This window comes from Streptomyces sp. NPDC101191, from assembly GCF_044767915.1.
Lineage (GTDB): Bacteria > Actinomycetota > Actinomycetes > Streptomycetales > Streptomycetaceae > Streptomyces.
The window spans coordinates 1,024,106-1,039,103 of the sequence record NZ_JBIWOU010000001.1 but is presented as its reverse complement, the minus strand read 5'-3'; the positions used below and the strand labels follow the sequence as shown (position 1 = coordinate 1,039,103).

General features: G+C 75.2%; 15 protein-coding genes. 3 read left to right on the top strand and 12 right to left on the bottom strand.

Going from position 1 to position 14,998, the window contains the following annotated elements:
• Window positions 1–262: 262 nt before the first annotated feature.
• The 4 genes from ACIRQF_RS04585 to ACIRQF_RS04570 form a co-directional block, all read right to left on the bottom strand.
• Entirely contained in the window at window positions 263–1,405 is a 1,143-nt protein-coding gene (locus ACIRQF_RS04585; protein ID WP_404088808.1) for a hypothetical protein, read from the bottom strand.
• Between the two features lie 288 nt (window positions 1,406–1,693).
• Window positions 1,694–3,643, bottom strand: coding sequence for an IclR family transcriptional regulator C-terminal domain-containing protein (locus ACIRQF_RS04580; RefSeq protein ID WP_404088806.1), 1,950 nt, complete (start codon window positions 3,641–3,643; stop codon window positions 1,694–1,696).
• A complete protein-coding gene (locus ACIRQF_RS04575; RefSeq protein WP_376636710.1) occupies window positions 3,640–4,191 on the bottom strand; it encodes an RNA polymerase sigma factor in 552 nt (183 codons plus the stop codon). The genes ACIRQF_RS04580 and ACIRQF_RS04575 overlap by 4 nt, the downstream gene beginning before the upstream one ends.
• A gap of 68 nt (window positions 4,192–4,259) precedes the next feature.
• Window positions 4,260–4,448: a hypothetical protein gene (locus tag ACIRQF_RS04570; protein WP_389751361.1), complete on the bottom strand. Its 189-nt coding sequence runs from the start codon at window positions 4,446–4,448 to the stop codon at window positions 4,260–4,262.
• A 255-nt stretch (window positions 4,449–4,703) separates the two neighbouring features.
• Here ACIRQF_RS04570 and ACIRQF_RS04565 point away from each other — a divergent pair, with 255 nt between their 5' ends.
• Window positions 4,704–4,967, top strand: a complete 264-nt coding sequence (locus ACIRQF_RS04565) for a hypothetical protein (protein ID WP_376636712.1) — start codon at window positions 4,704–4,706, stop codon at window positions 4,965–4,967.
• Here ACIRQF_RS04565 and ACIRQF_RS04560 read toward each other — a convergent pair.
• The 4 genes from ACIRQF_RS04560 to ACIRQF_RS04545 all read right to left on the bottom strand — a co-directional run bounded on the left by ACIRQF_RS04560 (window position 4,954) and on the right by ACIRQF_RS04545 (window position 9,547).
• On the bottom strand, window positions 4,954–5,634 hold the full coding sequence (locus ACIRQF_RS04560; RefSeq protein WP_404088803.1) for a hypothetical protein: 681 nt from the start codon (window positions 5,632–5,634) through the stop codon (window positions 4,954–4,956). The two genes, ACIRQF_RS04565 and ACIRQF_RS04560, sit on opposite strands and share 14 nt — an antisense overlap.
• A 151-nt stretch (window positions 5,635–5,785) precedes the next feature.
• Window positions 5,786–6,406, bottom strand: coding sequence for a TetR/AcrR family transcriptional regulator (locus ACIRQF_RS04555; RefSeq protein ID WP_382485316.1), 621 nt, complete (start codon window positions 6,404–6,406; stop codon window positions 5,786–5,788).
• A gap of 100 nt (window positions 6,407–6,506) precedes the next feature.
• The gene (locus ACIRQF_RS04550; RefSeq protein WP_404088801.1) at window positions 6,507–7,712 is read right to left on the bottom strand and encodes a Glu/Leu/Phe/Val dehydrogenase dimerization domain-containing protein; all 1,206 of its coding nucleotides are present in this window, start codon (window positions 7,710–7,712) and stop codon (window positions 6,507–6,509) included.
• Window positions 7,709–9,547 (bottom strand): 5-guanidino-2-oxopentanoate decarboxylase, encoded by a 1,839-nt coding sequence (locus tag ACIRQF_RS04545; RefSeq protein WP_404088799.1) that lies wholly within the window; start codon window positions 9,545–9,547, stop codon window positions 7,709–7,711. Before ACIRQF_RS04545 ends, ACIRQF_RS04550 begins: the two co-directional genes overlap by 4 nt.
• A 366-nt stretch (window positions 9,548–9,913) precedes the next feature.
• Here ACIRQF_RS04545 and ACIRQF_RS04540 point away from each other — a divergent pair, with 366 nt between their 5' ends.
• A complete protein-coding gene (locus ACIRQF_RS04540; protein WP_376636718.1) occupies window positions 9,914–10,534 on the top strand; it encodes an L-threonylcarbamoyladenylate synthase in 621 nt (206 codons plus the stop codon).
• 22 nt (window positions 10,535–10,556) lie between these two features.
• Here ACIRQF_RS04540 and ACIRQF_RS04535 read toward each other — a convergent pair whose 3' ends face one another.
• Complete coding sequence (locus tag ACIRQF_RS04535) at window positions 10,557–11,513, bottom strand: hypothetical protein (RefSeq protein WP_404088796.1); 957 nt, start codon at window positions 11,511–11,513, stop codon at window positions 10,557–10,559.
• Window positions 11,514–11,658: 145 nt separating this feature from the next.
• Here ACIRQF_RS04535 and lexA point away from each other — a divergent pair, with 145 nt between their 5' ends.
• On the top strand, window positions 11,659–12,360 hold the full coding sequence (gene lexA / locus ACIRQF_RS04530; protein WP_376636720.1) for a transcriptional repressor LexA: 702 nt from the start codon (window positions 11,659–11,661) through the stop codon (window positions 12,358–12,360).
• A gap of 40 nt (window positions 12,361–12,400) precedes the next feature.
• Here lexA and ACIRQF_RS04525 read toward each other — a convergent pair whose 3' ends face one another.
• The 3 genes from ACIRQF_RS04525 to ACIRQF_RS04515 form a co-directional block, all read right to left on the bottom strand.
• Entirely contained in the window at window positions 12,401–13,003 is a 603-nt protein-coding gene (locus ACIRQF_RS04525) for a cysteine hydrolase family protein (RefSeq protein ID WP_404088794.1), read from the bottom strand.
• A gap of 182 nt (window positions 13,004–13,185) precedes the next feature.
• Window positions 13,186–14,466, bottom strand: a complete 1,281-nt coding sequence (locus tag ACIRQF_RS04520; protein WP_382485332.1) for a cation:proton antiporter — start codon at window positions 14,464–14,466, stop codon at window positions 13,186–13,188.
• Window positions 14,467–14,469: 3 nt separating this feature from the next.
• Window positions 14,470–14,955 (bottom strand): cation:proton antiporter regulatory subunit, encoded by a 486-nt coding sequence (locus ACIRQF_RS04515; RefSeq protein WP_376636723.1) that lies wholly within the window; start codon window positions 14,953–14,955, stop codon window positions 14,470–14,472.
• Between the last annotated feature and the right edge of the window lie 43 nt (window positions 14,956–14,998).

The following is a 14,998-nucleotide window of genomic DNA, read 5'->3' as shown; positions in this document are numbered from 1 at the left end:
GGCACCGGCCCCGTACGGCCCAGCAGACGGGGGAGGGGCGCCGGGCCCCGTACGGGACGGGACACGCGGCGAGGGGCGCCGGGCCCCGTACGGGACGGGACACGCGGCGAGGGGCGCCGGGCCCCGTACGGGACGGGAGACGCGGCGAGGGGCGCCGCGCCGGGCCCCGTACCGCCCGGGAGACGCGGCGAGGGCACCGGGCCCCGTACGGGGCCCGGTGCCCTCGCCCGCACAACGGCGCGGCCGGTGCCGCGGCGGGCCGTCAGGTCCCGTCGGCGGGGTCGGGGGCCTTCGTGTGGCGGAGCAGCGCCGCGGCCGCCAGGGCGACCACCGCCGCGCAGCACAGGACCACCAGGGCCTGCGCCCACGCGAACCGTCCGCCGAGACTGCTGTGCAGCACGTCGACCGTGCGGGCGCCGGCGAGGACATGGAGGGCGATGAGCCCGATCGTGCCCGCCGCCGTCGCGGCCCAGGCGCTCGCGCTGTCCCGTACCGCGAGCCAGACCGCACACACCAGACAGAAGACGGTCACCACGACCGACAGGACGGCGGTGTTGCCGCCGGCGCGCAGGCCCGCCACGTCCGTCGGCAGGTGCACGAGCGCGCACGCGAACAGCGCGGCCGCCGCCGGCCAGCGCAGCGCCGAGCGCAGGGCCGGGGACGAGACGTGGCTGCCCGGACCCGTCGCGAGCGCGTGGTCCAGGGGCGATCTGGTCGACGTCCCCGGGGTGCGGCGCCGCTTCGGCGCCGGCCGGCCCGCGGGGACGGGCCCCGCGTCCACGCCGGGCGCCCGGGCCGTGCCCTCGCCGTCCCCGTCACCACGCCAGCGCCTGCCGTCGGCGCCGATGATGCCGACGAGCTCGACGACGTCCTCGATCGGCCGGCCCACGGCCGCGGCGCGCAGGGTGGTCTCGGCCTGGTGCAGGTCGTACCCGGACTCGTTGAGCAGAATCACCAGTTCCCGCACCTCGTCGAGCGGACGGGACACGGCCGCGGCGCGCAGCGCCACGTCGGCGGGGCTGGACATCTCGCCGGACGCCTTGAGCCGCGCCACGAGCGCGGCGACCTCGGTCACCGGGCGCTCGGTCGCCGCCGTCCACAGCAGCGTGCGGATCGCCTCGTCGCCGTTCTCGTCCTCGTCCTGTCCCTCGGGGTCCGTGGCGGGCGGTTCGTCGAGCGGCCCGGGTGACGGGGCCGGTTCCGCCGCCGGTGCCTCGGCCACGGCGGTCGCCTGTGACGCGGCCGCGTCGGACCCCCATGCGGCCGGGGATATGGACGTGAGGTCGGGGAAGGGGGACTCCGCCCGGGCCGGGAGGGGGTGGGGGAGCGGGTCGGGCCCTGGAGCGGTGTCCGGGGTCCCCGTGTCGTCGTCCGCCGGTTTGCTGTCGAAGCGGTCGGGGGTCATGACTGGTACTCCGTTCGTGGACACCCCGGAAGGCGTCCACAGTGCCGTGATTCGCGACGCGCCGGTAAGCGCGTTCTTGAACCACTAGGCGGCAGGGGACCGGGCTGCGCCATCCGGGAACGCGCCGGCTGCGCCGTCGGAGCGAAAATCGGTGGGAACGGCGACGTTGCGTGACGCGGGGGGCCTCCGTGTACGAGCCACCCGGTCCGCCCCGCGCCCTCCCCGCCAGGGCACGGAACAGGGCGGGCGGGGGCGGGGGGAGGCGGTGGGGTGTACGGGGCGAGAGGGCTACCACGTACCCGCCGGGAACGTGGGGATCCCGCCCGCCGGGACCGGGGTCAGGACACCGGAGGCGACGACCAGACCGCCCGGCCGACTTCCGGTGCCGGGGGCCAGGGGCGTCGCGGGCGCCCCCTGGCCGGTCCGGTCCGCGGGGGCCGGCCCCGTGTCCGCGGGCAGTTCGGCGAGGAGGGTGAGCAGGAGCAGCCCCGAACGGTTGGAGAGGATGTCCGCGGCTCGGACCAGCCGGGGGAAGTGCTGCGCGGGCAAGGACAGGGCCACACAGGCGGGTTGCGCGCCCAGGGTGAGCGGGACCGCCGCGCAGACCTCCCGGTCCGAGTACTCCAGCAGGTCGAACTGGCTGGCCTGGGGACCGTGTCCGTCGAGGACCCGGAACAGCACGTCGGGGCTGGTGATGGTCCGCCGGGTGAGCCGGACCGGGCGGTGCCGGGCCAGGTGGTCCATCCGTTCGGCGAAGTCGAGCTGGGCCATGAGGCTCTTGCCGACCGCGCTGGCGTGCGCGGCGAGCCTGAAGTCGACGTACGGGACCACAGCGGGGGTCGTCGGCCCGTCGGCGCAGTGCTGCACGTCGACCTCGCCATGGGTGTAGCGGCTGACGTAGACGGCGGCGCCGGTGGTGTCCCGGAGGTCGTCCAGGAGCCGCGCGAGGGCGTCGTGGCGCAGCACCCGGTCGCCGGCGGGAGCGGGGGAGAAGAGCGGGCCGACGGTGAAGGAGCCGTCGGCGAGCCGGGCGAGCAGCAGATGCCGGCACAGCCAGCCCAGGAGCGGGCCGAGCGGCACGCGGTCCAGTCCGGCCGCGCGCCCGATCTCACCCGGGCTCAGGGGGCGTTGGGCGGCGCGGACGGCGTGCAGCACGTCCAGGACCCGCATCGCCGCCGCCCATCGGTCGGGGACGTGGGGCGCGGCCGGTGTCCGCTCGGCGAGCGCCGTGACGGAGGAGTGCCGCATCGGCAGCGCGGAGAAGGCGGCGCTCCGGCCGGGCGGCAGCTCGCGCACCCCGGCCCGGGGAACGGGGGCAGGGCTGCCGGGCTCCGACGGCGTGGCGGCGAAGGCCTGTCGGGGGCGGCGGACGGTCGGGGGCAGCGGGACCATCCAGGCGCCCGGGCGGGAAGGCACCGGCTGGTGGGCGATCGCGAACACCTCCTTGGCGAGCGCGCCGTCGGCGGTCGGGACGGACCCGAGGTCCTCGTGCTCCCGGTGGCGCACCCGGCGCCGGACCCCCGCCAGCACGCGTCGTACACGGGGCGTCAGGAGGGGCCCGCTGTCTCCCGGTGCGTGAGCGGCGGCCGCGGCTGCGAACGGACCCGGCACCGGGGTGGCCGGGGTCCCGGCGCGGGCGGGGTCCGGCGGTGTGGGGCGGGCCGGATCCGTGGCCGGGACCGAAGGCGTGGCCGCGGGGTGGGTCGGATCCCGGGGTGTGGTCGTGGCGCGGGCCGGGGACGTCGCCGCGGCCGCCGGCCGGCCCTCCGCCTCGTCCAGCCTCCGGAGCCAGAGCGCGGCGTCGTGGAACTCCCCGCGCCGGGCGTGGTCGAGGAACAGGCAGGAAGCGGCGAGTGTCACCTCGGCCCCGGCGGCGAGCTGCCACCAGAAGGTCGCGCCCTCGCCGTCGCCGGCGAGGTGCAGGACGCAGGCGAAGACCAGGGCTCCTTCCGGGTCGGCGCCGAGGTGTTCGGTGAAGACCGCGAGCCGGGCACCGGCCTCGCGGGCGAGCACGACGCCCGCGCACAGGGCTTCGAGTTCCCGGCGGGCGTCGTCCGCGTCGGGGAGGGTCTCGTCGCCGTCGGCGCCCGCCGCGTCGTGCGGTCGCGGCGCGGGTCCGGTCAGGGCCAGGAGCCGGGCCCGGGACGCCGCCGCGTCGGAGCGGGGGCGAGGCGTGCCGGCCGATGCCGTGGCGAGGACGTCTTCCACGGACCGGAGGACCCCGTGGGTCTCGCTCATGAGCTGGCCTTCCCGTCTCCGGTGGGTGTGATCGGAATGCGAAGCTCCCGGGCCAGCCGGCGCTTCGCGCGGTTCAGGTGGGAGCGGATCGTGGCCGCGTCGATGTCGAGGATCTCGGCGGCCTCGGCGGTGGTCCGGCCGAGGAGGTAGCAGTGCCTGACCGCCTCACGCTGACGCTCCGGCAGCCGGCCGATGGCGTCGTGCAGGGCGAGGTTCTCGACCAGCGCGTCGAACGGGTCGATCCCGCCGGACCGTTCGTCCAGCAGGCCGCCCAGGACGTCGTCGTCGACCGGTATGGGGGTGCGCCGCCGCCGGCGCCCCTGGTCGATGATCCGTTTGCGCAGGACCGTCCAGGCGTACGCGGCGGGCTTCTCCATCACCGACACCCGCGGCCACTGCCGCATCAGATCCTGGAACGTCGTGTCCACCGCGGCCAAGGCAGCCGCCTCGGAGCGCAGGTCGACGTGGGCGTACGCGAAGAAGTCGTCGTGCCAGCGCGCGTGGAACCCCCAGTAGCTCTCGTGGAGCGCGGGGGGCCAGCCCGCCATCGGGGCGGGACACCGTGGCAGGTGTACCGCCCCGTCGGATTCCTCCGTCTCCTCCGTCCCGACCTCGCTCACCCGGTCACCTCGGACCGCGTGTCGTCCGCCGCGCCGGTGCGGCGCAGGGCTCCGGAGCTGATGTCGGAGAGGGCCGTGCGCACCGCGGCCGTCAGCAGCCGCCGTCCGCAGCGGACGACGTCTCCCCCGAACACCCGCATGACCACCGCGGCACCGACCAGCCACTCCGTCGTGCTGTGCTGCACCAGCTCTCCTCCTGTCGCGCGTGAGCACCGCCCGCAGCCCCCCTTCTCCGCGGCACTGGAGGCGAGCGCCTCCACAGGTATCAGCGACGCCCGGAGCCCCAGCGTGCACAGGAAAAACAAAGAAATATAACTGTCGGTAATCGCCTCCGGTCGATCAGTTTCGATCGCAGAGCTGCGGGCGTTGTCAGACCCCCCTCGTAACGTCGGCAGTACAGGGCTCGGGAGTCGCCCGGCCCCTCGGCGTAAGGAGCGGTCATGGGTGAGATCAGCGTGGACCGGCGGCACCTCGACCGCCTGCTCGCGGACACCGCGAGTGCGTTCGGCCACCCCTATCAGCAGGCGTTCGCCGAGCTGGCGGTCTCCCACCGCGGCCGGCCGGCCGCGACGATCGTGCCGCTGTTGCGCGCGGCGGCCGAGCGGGCGCTGCTGGGCTTCACCGCGACCGACCTCGCCGACCAGGCCGAGGCCATCAGCAGCGGAGCCCCGTACGAGCTGCGGATCCGCGTCACCGGACGCTAGGTCCTGTCGTCAAACTCCCGTCGTTGCCCGGAGGGGGGCAGGCGGGAGTTTGACGACAGGGCCTAGGTCCGTCCGGAACGGGCTCCTGGCCGGTGCCCCGGCAGTCCGGGCAGTCCATGCCCAGGCCGCACTCGGGGCACTGCCGGCTGTCGAGGAAGCCGAGGCCCTCGCAGGTCGGGCACGAGCCCCAGCCCTCGCACCTGCCGCACAGCCGGTGGCCGGGTGTCAGCGTCTCCTGCGTGGCCGCCCGGGGCGGGCGGACCCAGCGGGGGTGGATCCACACGACGGGGGTCATGCCCGAGATCCGCAGCGCGGTGCCCGCGGCGCCGACGCTCGCCTCGAACAGCTCGCGCTCGCCTGCCGGGCGCGTGGCCTTCAGGAAGGGATGCCCGCCGAATCCCTCACCCGGCTCGGTGCGCCAGCCCGCCGCGCGCAGGGCGTCGGCTGCCACCGGCGCCGCGGTCCCGTACGGGACGTCGGACAGGAGCAGGGACATCGCGAAGCGCTTGCCCGTCCTGCCGCTGACGGAGTAGCGGTCGTCGGTGCGTTCCTCGGAGCACGGCTCCCGGCCGGGAGCGACGGCGGCCGCGACCGCCCGCAACTCCTCCCGCAGCCGCTCGACCGTCCGCGCGAACTTCTCGGCGGCGCCCTCGATCTCCTCGCTCACGGCCACCTCCCCGCCCCCACTGTACGGACGCGCGGCGACGCCGGTACGGGATCGGGGCGAGCCGGGGGCCGCCCGGTGCATGACGGACCCTCAGCGGAGGGGGACGTGGGGCTCGAAGGGCGTCGAGGAGTCGCGCGGGAGGGATCCTGCCTCAGCGGGCGGACTTCAACGCCTGTTGATCGATGCCCAGTTCGCGTACGAGCGCGTCGTCGACCCAGTCCAGCATCGTCGTGCGGTTGAGCGATCCCTGGTACGACGTGGTCTGTACGGCCAGTCCGTCGAGCAGGGCAGTGAGCCGCCAGGCCGCGTCGGCAGGGTGCTCGCACACGAACTCGCCGGCCGCGACCCCCTCCGCGACGACCTCGGTCAGGGCGGCCTTCCACTGCTGGTCGAGGTCACGGGTGACCTTGCGCAGCGCGGGCTCGCGCAGGGCGGCGGCCCAGCCCTCGATCCACAGGCGCCAGCCCTTGGCCTGGCCGGTCGGCGCGTACCAGCGGACCGCCGCGCGCAGGCGCCGGGTGGCGCTGGTGCGGGGCTTGTTCAGGATCCCGCGCAGCTCGGCGAGGTCGCCCTCGGCCGCGTGCGCGAAGGCCTCGGCGACGAGGAGTTCCTTGGTGGAGAAGTGGTAGAGCACCAGGGAGCTGCTGACACCGAGCGCCGAGGCGACGTCCGCGATGCGCACGTTGCCTACTCCCCGGGCCTCGATCTGCTCGACGGCGACGCGCAGGATCTCCGCGCGGCGTTCCTCCACGCTCAACCGGACTCTGGCCACACCCGCACCCTACACAGCCACCCCGTGACGCTGCCGTGCGGCCGGGTCGGCGGAGGTACCGCCGACGGCGACGACCGCGGGTCGACGAGCGCGTCAGGGCTCATGCGTACCAGCCGAAGCGCTCGGCGATCACCGGCAGCCGGTCCGCGACCACCGCGTGGGCCGCGGCACGCGGCGTGGTTCCGTCCCGCTCGGCCCGGGAGAGGACCTGCCCGACGAGGGCGCGCATGGAGCGCCGGATGTGGGCGAAGGCCTCGGCCGCGTCGGCGCCGATGTCGCCGAACAGCGTCCACCACCACCAGGCGTTCGTCGCGGAGTTGACGACGACGTCCGGCAGGACGGCGATGCCGCGGGCCGCGAGGAGCTCCTCCGCCTCGGGAAGCACCGGCATGTTGGCCGCCTCGACGATCCAACGCGCCGTGACGGCTGCCTGGTTGGCGGCGTCGATCGCGTAGGACACGGCCGCCGGGACCAGGACGTCGGCAGGCACGGTCAGCCAGGCGTCGCCCGGCAGTTCGGCGTCGCCCGGCCGCAGCGCGGACCGGTCCACCGTGCCGTAGGAGTCGCGGGCGGCGAGCAGCGCCTCGACGTCCAGGCCCTCGGGGCAGGCGACGGTCCCCTTCACGTCGGCGATCGCGACGATCCTCAGCCCGGCCCGGGCGAGGAACCGTGCGGTCGCCCCGCCCATCGTGCCGAGGCCCTGGATCGCCACCCGCGTCCCCGCGTGCGTGACCCCGGCCCGGTCGAGAGCGGTCAGGACGGACTCGGCGACGCCGCAGCCGCCCGCCAGTTCGTCGAGCCCGATGCCCTCCACCTCCACGGCGAAGGCGTCCGCGAGGCGGCGGCGGGCCGTGGTCTCGTCGTCGAGCAGCGGGTAGACGGCCTGGATCGAGGAGACCAGACCGGCCTCCGCCGCCGCCCGGTCGACGAGGTCCTGGGTGAGCCCGAGGTCCTCGCCGGTGGTCCAGAACCGTTCGATGTACGGGCGCATCGCGCGCAGGTAGCGCACCAGCACGCCGTACGCCTCGGGGGCGCGGGGGTCGCAGTCGATGCCGCCCTTGGCGCCGCCGAGCGGCACGTACCGGGCCCGCGGGTCGTAGTGCAGGGCCTCCTTCATCGTCATCCCGCGGGCGAGCCCGGCGACCTCGTCGAGGGTGCAGCCCGCGCGCATCCGCAGCCCGCCGCTGGCCACGCCGCGCACCAGCCGGTCGATCACCAGATGGCCCCGGCGGCCGGTGACATGGTCGGTCCACGTGAGCGAGACGAGCGGGGCGGCGGGGGTGCCGGCGATCGGGGGTGTCGTCATCTCGGGGACTCCTCGGGGACGGTGACGATGGTGGGTCCTGGGGTGACCAGCGCTTCGGCCAGGGCGGCGGCGAGCTCGGCGGGCGAGCGGACCACGACGCCCCGCCCGCCGTAGGCGCGGGCGAGTCCGGGCAGGTCGACCGCCGGCAGGTCGACGCCCGTGGGGGCGTCCCCGCGCGCGGCCATCTCCTCGCGGATCTCGCCGTACCCGCCGTTGTCGAAGACCACGACGGGCAGCGGCAGTCCCGAAGCGGCGGCGGTGGCCAGCTCCTGCACCGAGAACTGCAGCCCGCCGTCGCCGCTGAGGGCGACGACCTGCCGCCCGGGGCACGCGGTCGTCGCGCCGATCGCGGCCGGCAGGGCGTAGCCGAGGGTGCCGAAGCCGGTCGGATGCAGATAGCGGCCCTCGGGGCCGACCGGGAGATGGGGGAGCGCTCCGTAGTAGCAGCACTGGGCGCTGTCGGAGGTGATGACGGCGTCCTCGGCGAGGACCCGGCGCATCGCGCGCAGGTACGGCAGCCAGCGCGCGTCCCGCGTCCGGGTCTCGTCGTCGCGGGTGGTGCGCAGGTCCGTGACGAGGGCGCCGAGGTCGGCCTCGTCGTCGGCCTCGGCGGTGTCACGGGCCCGCCCCCGGCACGCGGTGAGGAGCGCGGCGAGGGTGAGGCGCGCGTCGCCGACCAGCGGAAGGTCGGCCGGCGGCTGCGCGTACATCTGGGCCGGGTCGAGGTCCACACGGATCAGCGTGCCCTCCAGGGACGGCAGCGGACCCCACACGTCGGACTCCGCGAGGTCGGTGCCGACCGCGAGCACGACGTCGCGGTCCGCCAGCCACTTCTGTACGGCCGGACTGTGCAGCGACACGCCCAGCGACAGCGGATGGCGCTCGTCGACCACGCCCTTGCCGTTGGCCGTGGTCACCACCGGTGCGCCCAGCGCTCCCGCCAGCGCCCGGCACTCCGCGGCCGCCGTCCGCGCTCCGCCGCCGAGGACGAGGGCGGGGCGCCGCGCCCCGAGGAGTGCGTCCGCCGCCGCCCGGACACATGCCGGATCGGGTGCGGCGGGGCCGGTGGGCGGGGCGGGCCGCACCGGCCCGGCCGGCTCCGCGGACTCCAGGAGGTCGAGCGGCACCTCGATGTGCACGGGCCGGGGCCGGCCGGTGCGGAAGAGGGTGAAGGCCCGGGCCACCGCAGCGCCGATCTCGTCCACGGACGCCACGCGGTGGCTGAAGGCGGCGACGCCCCGCAGGGCCTCGGTCTGGCTGCGCATCTCGTGCAGCAGGCCGGTGGACTGCCGGGGGTGCCGCAGCGGCATGCCGGGTGAGACGACGAGCAGCGGCACGCTGTCGGAGTAGGCCTGGCCGACCGCCGCCGCGATGTTCAGCAGGGCGGGTCCGGTGGTGGTGATCGCGACGCCGGGCCGCCCGGACACCCGGGCGTACGCGTCGGCCGCGTATCCCGCGCCCTGCTCGTGACGGGGCGTCACATGGCTTATGCCGTATGCCGGGAGATGCCGGTAGATCTCCAGGTTGTGCGTCCCGGGGATCCCGAACGCGTCGGTGACCCCGTGCGCGGCGAGGGCGCGGACGAGGGCCTCGCCGCCGGTGAGACTGCCGGCGCCGGGGCCGCGTGACGGGCCCGCGGGGGCCGGGAGCGACGGCGCGAGACCGGACGGAGCCCGGCCGGCTACCGGGTGGCCCGGCGTGCGGTGGCCGGGTGAGGCGGGGGCGGTCGTGGGGTGGCCAGGTGTTGGGTGGGCGGTCGTGGGGTGGCCGGGTGTGGAGTGCGCGGTCGTGGGGTGGCCGGGTGCGGGGCGGCCGGCCGGAGGGCGTCCCGTCATCACAACCCCCGCACGAAGCCGAGCCGCATGGAGTGCGAGGGGCCATCGCCGGTCTCCGCCGGTTCGGCGTTCCGCCTCCCCTGCTCGGACGGGGCGCTCGCGGGAGCGCCCCGAGCCGCCGAGGGTCCGCACCGCCGCCCGGGGGCCGTGCGCGGCCGCCTCCTCGGCCCGCTGCTCGGCCGTGAACGGGATCGGCCCGGTGGGGAGGTCGGACATGGTGCTCCTGGTACGACGAGATACTGACTGAACCGTCAGTCAGTATCGGCGCGAGTGGGTGAGGCTGTCAACGGATCGGGGCCGCCCCGCCGGGCAGGGGTGCGAACGCCGTGGTCCACGGCACGGGTGCGGTTCCCGTAGGGTCGGAAGATGGCCAAGTACTTCGACGTCCACCCGCAGTCGCCGCAGCCGCGCACCATCGGCACCGTGGTCGACAGCCTCCGGGCCGACGCCCTCATCGCGTACCCCACGGACTCCTGCTTCGCGCTGGGCTGCCGGATCGGCAACCACGACGGACTGGAGCGGATCCGGTCCATCCGACGCCTCGACGACCGGCACCACTTCACGCTGGTCTGCGAGAACTTCGCGCAGCTGGGACAGTTCGTCCACGTCGACAACGACGTGTTCCGCGCCGTGAAGGCGGCGACCCCGGGCAGCTACACCTTCATCCTCCCCGCCACCAAGGAGGTGCCGCGCCGCCTCATGCACCCCAAGAAGAAGACGGTCGGCGTGCGGATCCCGGACCACGCCGTGACCCGGGCGCTGCTCGCGGGGCTGGGCGAGCCGCTGGTGTCCAGCACCCTGCTGCTGCCCGACGAGGCCGAGCCGCTGACCCAGGGCTGGGAGATCAAGGAGCGGCTCGACCACGTCCTCGACGCCGTCGTGGACTCGGGCGACTGCGGCACCGAGCCCACCACCGTCGTCGACTTCTCCAGCGGCGAGGCGGAGATCGTCCGGCGCGGGGCCGGTGACCCCGCGCGCTTCGAGTGACCGGGCGCCCCGGGCGTGCCGGTCAGCCGACCGGCAGCGACAGGCTCGGGAAGGCGAAGCGGTACGGGTGACGGTACTCGGCCTCGCCGCCGAGGATCAGGTCGGCCGCGCGGGCGACGCCGGCGGCCCGGGCCGTGCGGACCAGGAGGTCCGCCATGGCGCCGGGGTCGACCTCGCCGGGGCCGCCCGCGTCCACGCACCAGGGGGACTCGCCGGCGGGGCGCCCGCCGACGGGGTCCGGCGGGAGCGACTCCCGGGCGGTCCAGCCCAGCGCCGCCGCGTGCTCGCCGCGGGCCGCCTCGGCGACCTGGTACTCGGTGAACTCCAGGTGGAGCCGCGTGCCGGAGTCGATGCAGAACAGCATCGGGGCGCCGGCCCCGGCGATCCGCCCGTACAGCGGCAGGGAATGGGTGATGCCGAGCGCCCGCGTCTCCGCCGGGAGGGTGCGCAGGAAGGCCGCGAGGGTCAGGTGCAGGTCGTCCCAGTCGCGCGGGCCCTCGTGACGGGGCTGGTCGACGGAGAGCCCGGAGTCCTCCCAGGTCCCCAGGAATCCGGTGCCCACGCTTTGGTACCAGGCCTCCCACGTCGCGCTCGGCTCCAGGACCAGCTCCGGGCCGGCGGCGCCCGCGCGCAGCTCCAGGGTGGTGGCGCCGTGGCGCCAGCGGAGGAAGGGCCTGCCCCAGCGGGGATCGGCCCGCGGGCCGGGCGGCCGGGTGTGGCCGTGCGCGCCGAGGAAGCCCGCCTCGCCCAGCGCCGCCCGCAGCACGTCCGCGACCCTGCGGAACTCCACCGCCTGTGCGAGCGGGTCCGCGTCCGGCCGGCCCAGCGGCACCACGAGCGTCGCGAGATCCACGTGGACCTCGGCCGGAAGCCCGACCCGGTCGGCGAGTTCGGGCAGGGCGGCCCTGGACGGATCGATCTCCCGGGCCGCCGCCGAGAGGGTGCGGGCGGCCGTCGTCAGGTCCTCGGTGCTGATCATGGTGCATTGCTATCAGCCCGGACCGACACCCGGACGTAGACCCGACCTGCTGCGATGCGGGCGGGCCGGGTTAGTGTGCCCCTGAGGCGCACTGGACGAACGAAGCCGAACGAACCGTACGAAGCGGAAGAAACGGAGGCCGACCATGAGCAGGAACCGTGCCGGCCGCCCGCCGGGCACCCGGACCAACGAAGACGGGCTGACCCAGCGGCAGCAGCAGATCCTCGACATCATCCGCTCCCACACGCGTCAGCACGGGTTCCCGCCCTCCATGCGCGAGATCGCGGCCGCGGCCGGTCTCCTCAGCACCTCCAGCGTCTCGCACCAGATCCGGGCCCTGGAGAAGAAGGGCGTCCTGCGGCAGGACCCCCAGCGCCCGCGTGCCTACGTGCTCGCCGACAACGGGGCCGGGACCGGGGGCGACGGTCCCGAGGGCGGGGCGAGGAGCCAGGCCGAGATCCTCGGCGAGCGGCAGGCCGTGGTCGTGCCCCTCGTCGGACGGATCGCGGCCGGTGTGCCCATCACCGCCGAGGAGCTGGTCGAGGACAATCTCGTCCTGCCCGCCCAGGTCGTCGGCGCGGGCCGGCTGTTCGCCGTGACCGTCGTGGGCGACTCGATGCGGGACGCCCACATCGAGGACGGCGACCTCGTGGTCGTCCGCGCGCAGGACACCGCGGACGACGGCGACATCGTCGCGGCCATGCTGGACGGCGAGGCGACGGTCAAGCGCCTCGCCCACGAGGGCCCGCACGTGTGGCTGAAGCCGGCCAACCCCTCGTACGAGCCGATCCCCGGCGACGAAGCGGTGATCCTCGGCAAGGTCGTGTCGGTGCTCCGCCGCCTCTGACGCCGCGGAGCGCGGCGGGCCCCGCTTGCCGGCCCGGCCGTCAGCTCAGCGCGTCCGCGCCGGGAACGACCACGCCGTAGAGGTCCCCGATGGTCGCGAGCGCGCCGCGGTGCAGCTGCTCGGCGGAGACCTCGCCGCCGACGGTGCCGAGCGGGCGGGTCGCGCAGGCGTCGCCGACGACCGTGGGACGGTTGCCGCGCAGGAACGCGCCGGCCGTCGTGAACGCCACGCACATGTGGGTCATGAACCCGGCGATCACGACGTCCTTGTGCCCGGCGGCGTCGAGGTGCTCGCCGAGGTCGGTGCCGACGAAGGCGTCGGGCGCGGTCTTGACGACGACGCGCTCGCCCTCGACGGGCGCCACCCGCGGGTGGATCTGTCCGATCTCGGCGCGGATGTCGTACGGCCCGCCCTCGCCGCCGTCGTTGATGACGTGGACGACCTGCGCGCCGGCGGCCCGGGCCCGGGCGAGCAGCCCGGCCGCCTCGTCGAGGGCGGCCTCCCAGCCGGTCAGCTCCATCACGCCCCGGGTGTAGGTGTTCTGGTAGTCGATCAGGATGAGCGTGGAGCCGGCGAGCGAGGCCGGCGTTCCGTCGAAGCCGCTGAGCTCGCGCAGGGTGGCCGACGGCGTGGTGGCAGGCATGGAGGTCCCTTCCCAGGGTGTGGTCCGGATGCGGATCGGGCACGGCGGGTGCCCGTGCGGGCATCGCCCGCGCAGGCACCCCGCCCGTGCCTCCACGCTACGAACCACCGCGGGATGGCGGCAATGTCATGTGAGTTGCAGATCCGGACATCGCCGCCGCGCGTCCAGGACGCCGAACCGGCTCAGCGGCCGGGCGCACGCTCCCCGACGGGATCGGGCAGCTGGTCCCTGGGGTCCCCCACCGGCTCGTCCCCCGGCCCGCCCTGCGCGGACGCGCCGCCCGTGCCGGAGCGGCGGCGACGGTCGGCCAGACCGGTCAGCAGTCCGGCGAGGGGCTCGGTGTAGCGGGCGGTGAGCGGGCCGATGACGACCAGGATGAGCACGTACGCCGTGGCCAGCGGGCCCAGCGACGGCTCGATGCCCGCCGTGACCGCCAGTCCCGCGATGACGATGGAGAACTCGCCGCGCGCCACGAGCGTGCCGCCCGCGCGCCAGCGGCCCTTGCGCGAGACGCCGGCGCGGCGCGCCGCCCAGTAGCCCGTCGCGATCTTCGTGCCGGCCGTGACGGTGGCGAGCACGAGCGCCGGGAGCAGTACCGGCGGGATGCTCGCGGGATCGGTGTGCAGCCCGAAGAAGACGAAGAACACGGCGGCGAACAGGTCCCGCAGCGGGCTGAGCAGGTTGTGCGCGCCCTCCGCGACCTCGCCGGACAGGGCGATGCCGACCAGGAACGCGCCGACCGCGGCGGACACCTGGAGCTGCTGCGCGACGCCCGCCACCAGCAGCGTCAGGCCGAGGACCACGAGGAGCAGCTTCTCCGGGTCGTCGCTGGAGACGAAGCGGGAGATCAGGCGTCCGTAGCGGACCGCGAGGAAGAGCACGAGACCGGCGACGCCGAGGGCGATGGCGAGGGTCACGCTGCCCGCGGCGAGCCCGACGCCGGCGAGGAGGGCGGTGACGATCGGCAGGTAGACGGCCATGGCCAGGTCCTCGAGGACCAGGATGCTCAGGATCACCGGGGTCTCGCGGTTGCCGAGGCGTCCGAGGTCGCCGAGCACCTTGGCGATGACGCCGGAGGAGGAGATCCAGGTGACGCCCGCGAGGACGACGGCGGCCACCGGACCCCAGCCGAGCAGCAGGGCCATGGCCGCGCCCGGCAGGGCGTTGAGCGCGGCGTCGACGAGACCGGCGGGGTACTGCGTCCGGAGATTGGTGACGAGATCGGTCGCCGTGTACTCGAGGCCCAGCATGAGCAGCAGCAGGATGACGCCGATCTCGGCGCCGATCGCGACGAACTCCTCGCTCGCGCCCAGCGGGAGGAGGCCGCCCTCGCCGAAGGCGAGACCGGCGAGGAGGTAGAGCGGGATGGGGGAGAACTTCAGCCGACCGGCGATACGGCCCAGGAGGCCCAGGCCGAGGATGATCGCACCGAACTCTATGAGGAAGACGGCGGACGAGTGCATGGATCACTCCCTTTCGAGGATCACGGCGGCGGCGTCGACCCCTTCGCGGGTGCCGATGACGATGAGGGTGTCGCCCCCGGCGAGGCGGAAGTCGGGGCCGGGGGAGGGTATGGCGTCGGCGCGGCGCAGCACGGCCACGATCGAGACGCCCGTCTCGGTCCGCATCCGGGTCTCGCCGAGGTGGCGGCCGTTCCAGTGGGACACGGCGGAGAGCGAGATCCGCTCGGCGACCAGTCCGAGGTCGGTCGTGGAGAGCAGGCTCGGGCTGTGGTGGGAGGGCATGAGGGCGTCGATCAGGGCCTCGGACTCCCCGGCCGTCAGGCGTACCGACAGGGAGCATTCCTCGGGATCGTCGCGGCGGTAGGCGCTCAGCACCCGGGTCCCGTCACGGCTCGCGACGACCGACAGCCGGCGGTCCTCACGGGTCGTCAGGTCGTAGCGGACGCCGATTCCGGGCAGCGGCGTACGGCTCATGCGCGCGGCGGGCATGACGGAACTCCTCGGGGCGGGGGCGGGCATGCGGAAAGGAGAC

Excerpts from the sequence above, each read along its gene's own strand:
- ACIRQF_RS04585 (WP_404088808.1), bottom strand. The coding sequence starts at position 1,405 with ATGACCCCCGACCGCTTCGACAGCAAACCGGCGGACGACGACACGGGG.
- ACIRQF_RS04580 (WP_404088806.1), bottom strand. The coding sequence starts at position 3,643 with ATGAGCGAGACCCACGGGGTCCTCCGGTCCGTGGAAGACGTCCTCGCC.
- ACIRQF_RS04575 (WP_376636710.1), bottom strand. The coding sequence starts at position 4,191 with ATGGCGGGCTGGCCCCCCGCGCTCCACGAGAGCTACTGGGGGTTCCAC.
- ACIRQF_RS04565 (WP_376636712.1), top strand. The coding sequence starts at position 4,704 with ATGGGTGAGATCAGCGTGGACCGGCGGCACCTCGACCGCCTGCTCGCG.
- ACIRQF_RS04550 (WP_404088801.1), bottom strand. The coding sequence starts at position 7,712 with ATGACGACACCCCCGATCGCCGGCACCCCCGCCGCCCCGCTCGTCTCG.
- ACIRQF_RS04545 (WP_404088799.1), bottom strand. The coding sequence starts at position 9,547 with ATGACGGGACGCCCTCCGGCCGGCCGCCCCGCACCCGGCCACCCCACG.
- ACIRQF_RS04540 (WP_376636718.1), top strand. The coding sequence starts at position 9,914 with ATGGCCAAGTACTTCGACGTCCACCCGCAGTCGCCGCAGCCGCGCACC.
- ACIRQF_RS04535 (WP_404088796.1), bottom strand. The coding sequence starts at position 11,513 with ATGATCAGCACCGAGGACCTGACGACGGCCGCCCGCACCCTCTCGGCG.
- lexA (WP_376636720.1), top strand. The coding sequence starts at position 11,659 with ATGAGCAGGAACCGTGCCGGCCGCCCGCCGGGCACCCGGACCAACGAA.
- ACIRQF_RS04525 (WP_404088794.1), bottom strand. The coding sequence starts at position 13,003 with ATGCCTGCCACCACGCCGTCGGCCACCCTGCGCGAGCTCAGCGGCTTC.
- ACIRQF_RS04520 (WP_382485332.1), bottom strand. The coding sequence starts at position 14,466 with ATGCACTCGTCCGCCGTCTTCCTCATAGAGTTCGGTGCGATCATCCTC.
- ACIRQF_RS04515 (WP_376636723.1), bottom strand. The coding sequence starts at position 14,955 with ATGCCCGCCGCGCGCATGAGCCGTACGCCGCTGCCCGGAATCGGCGTC.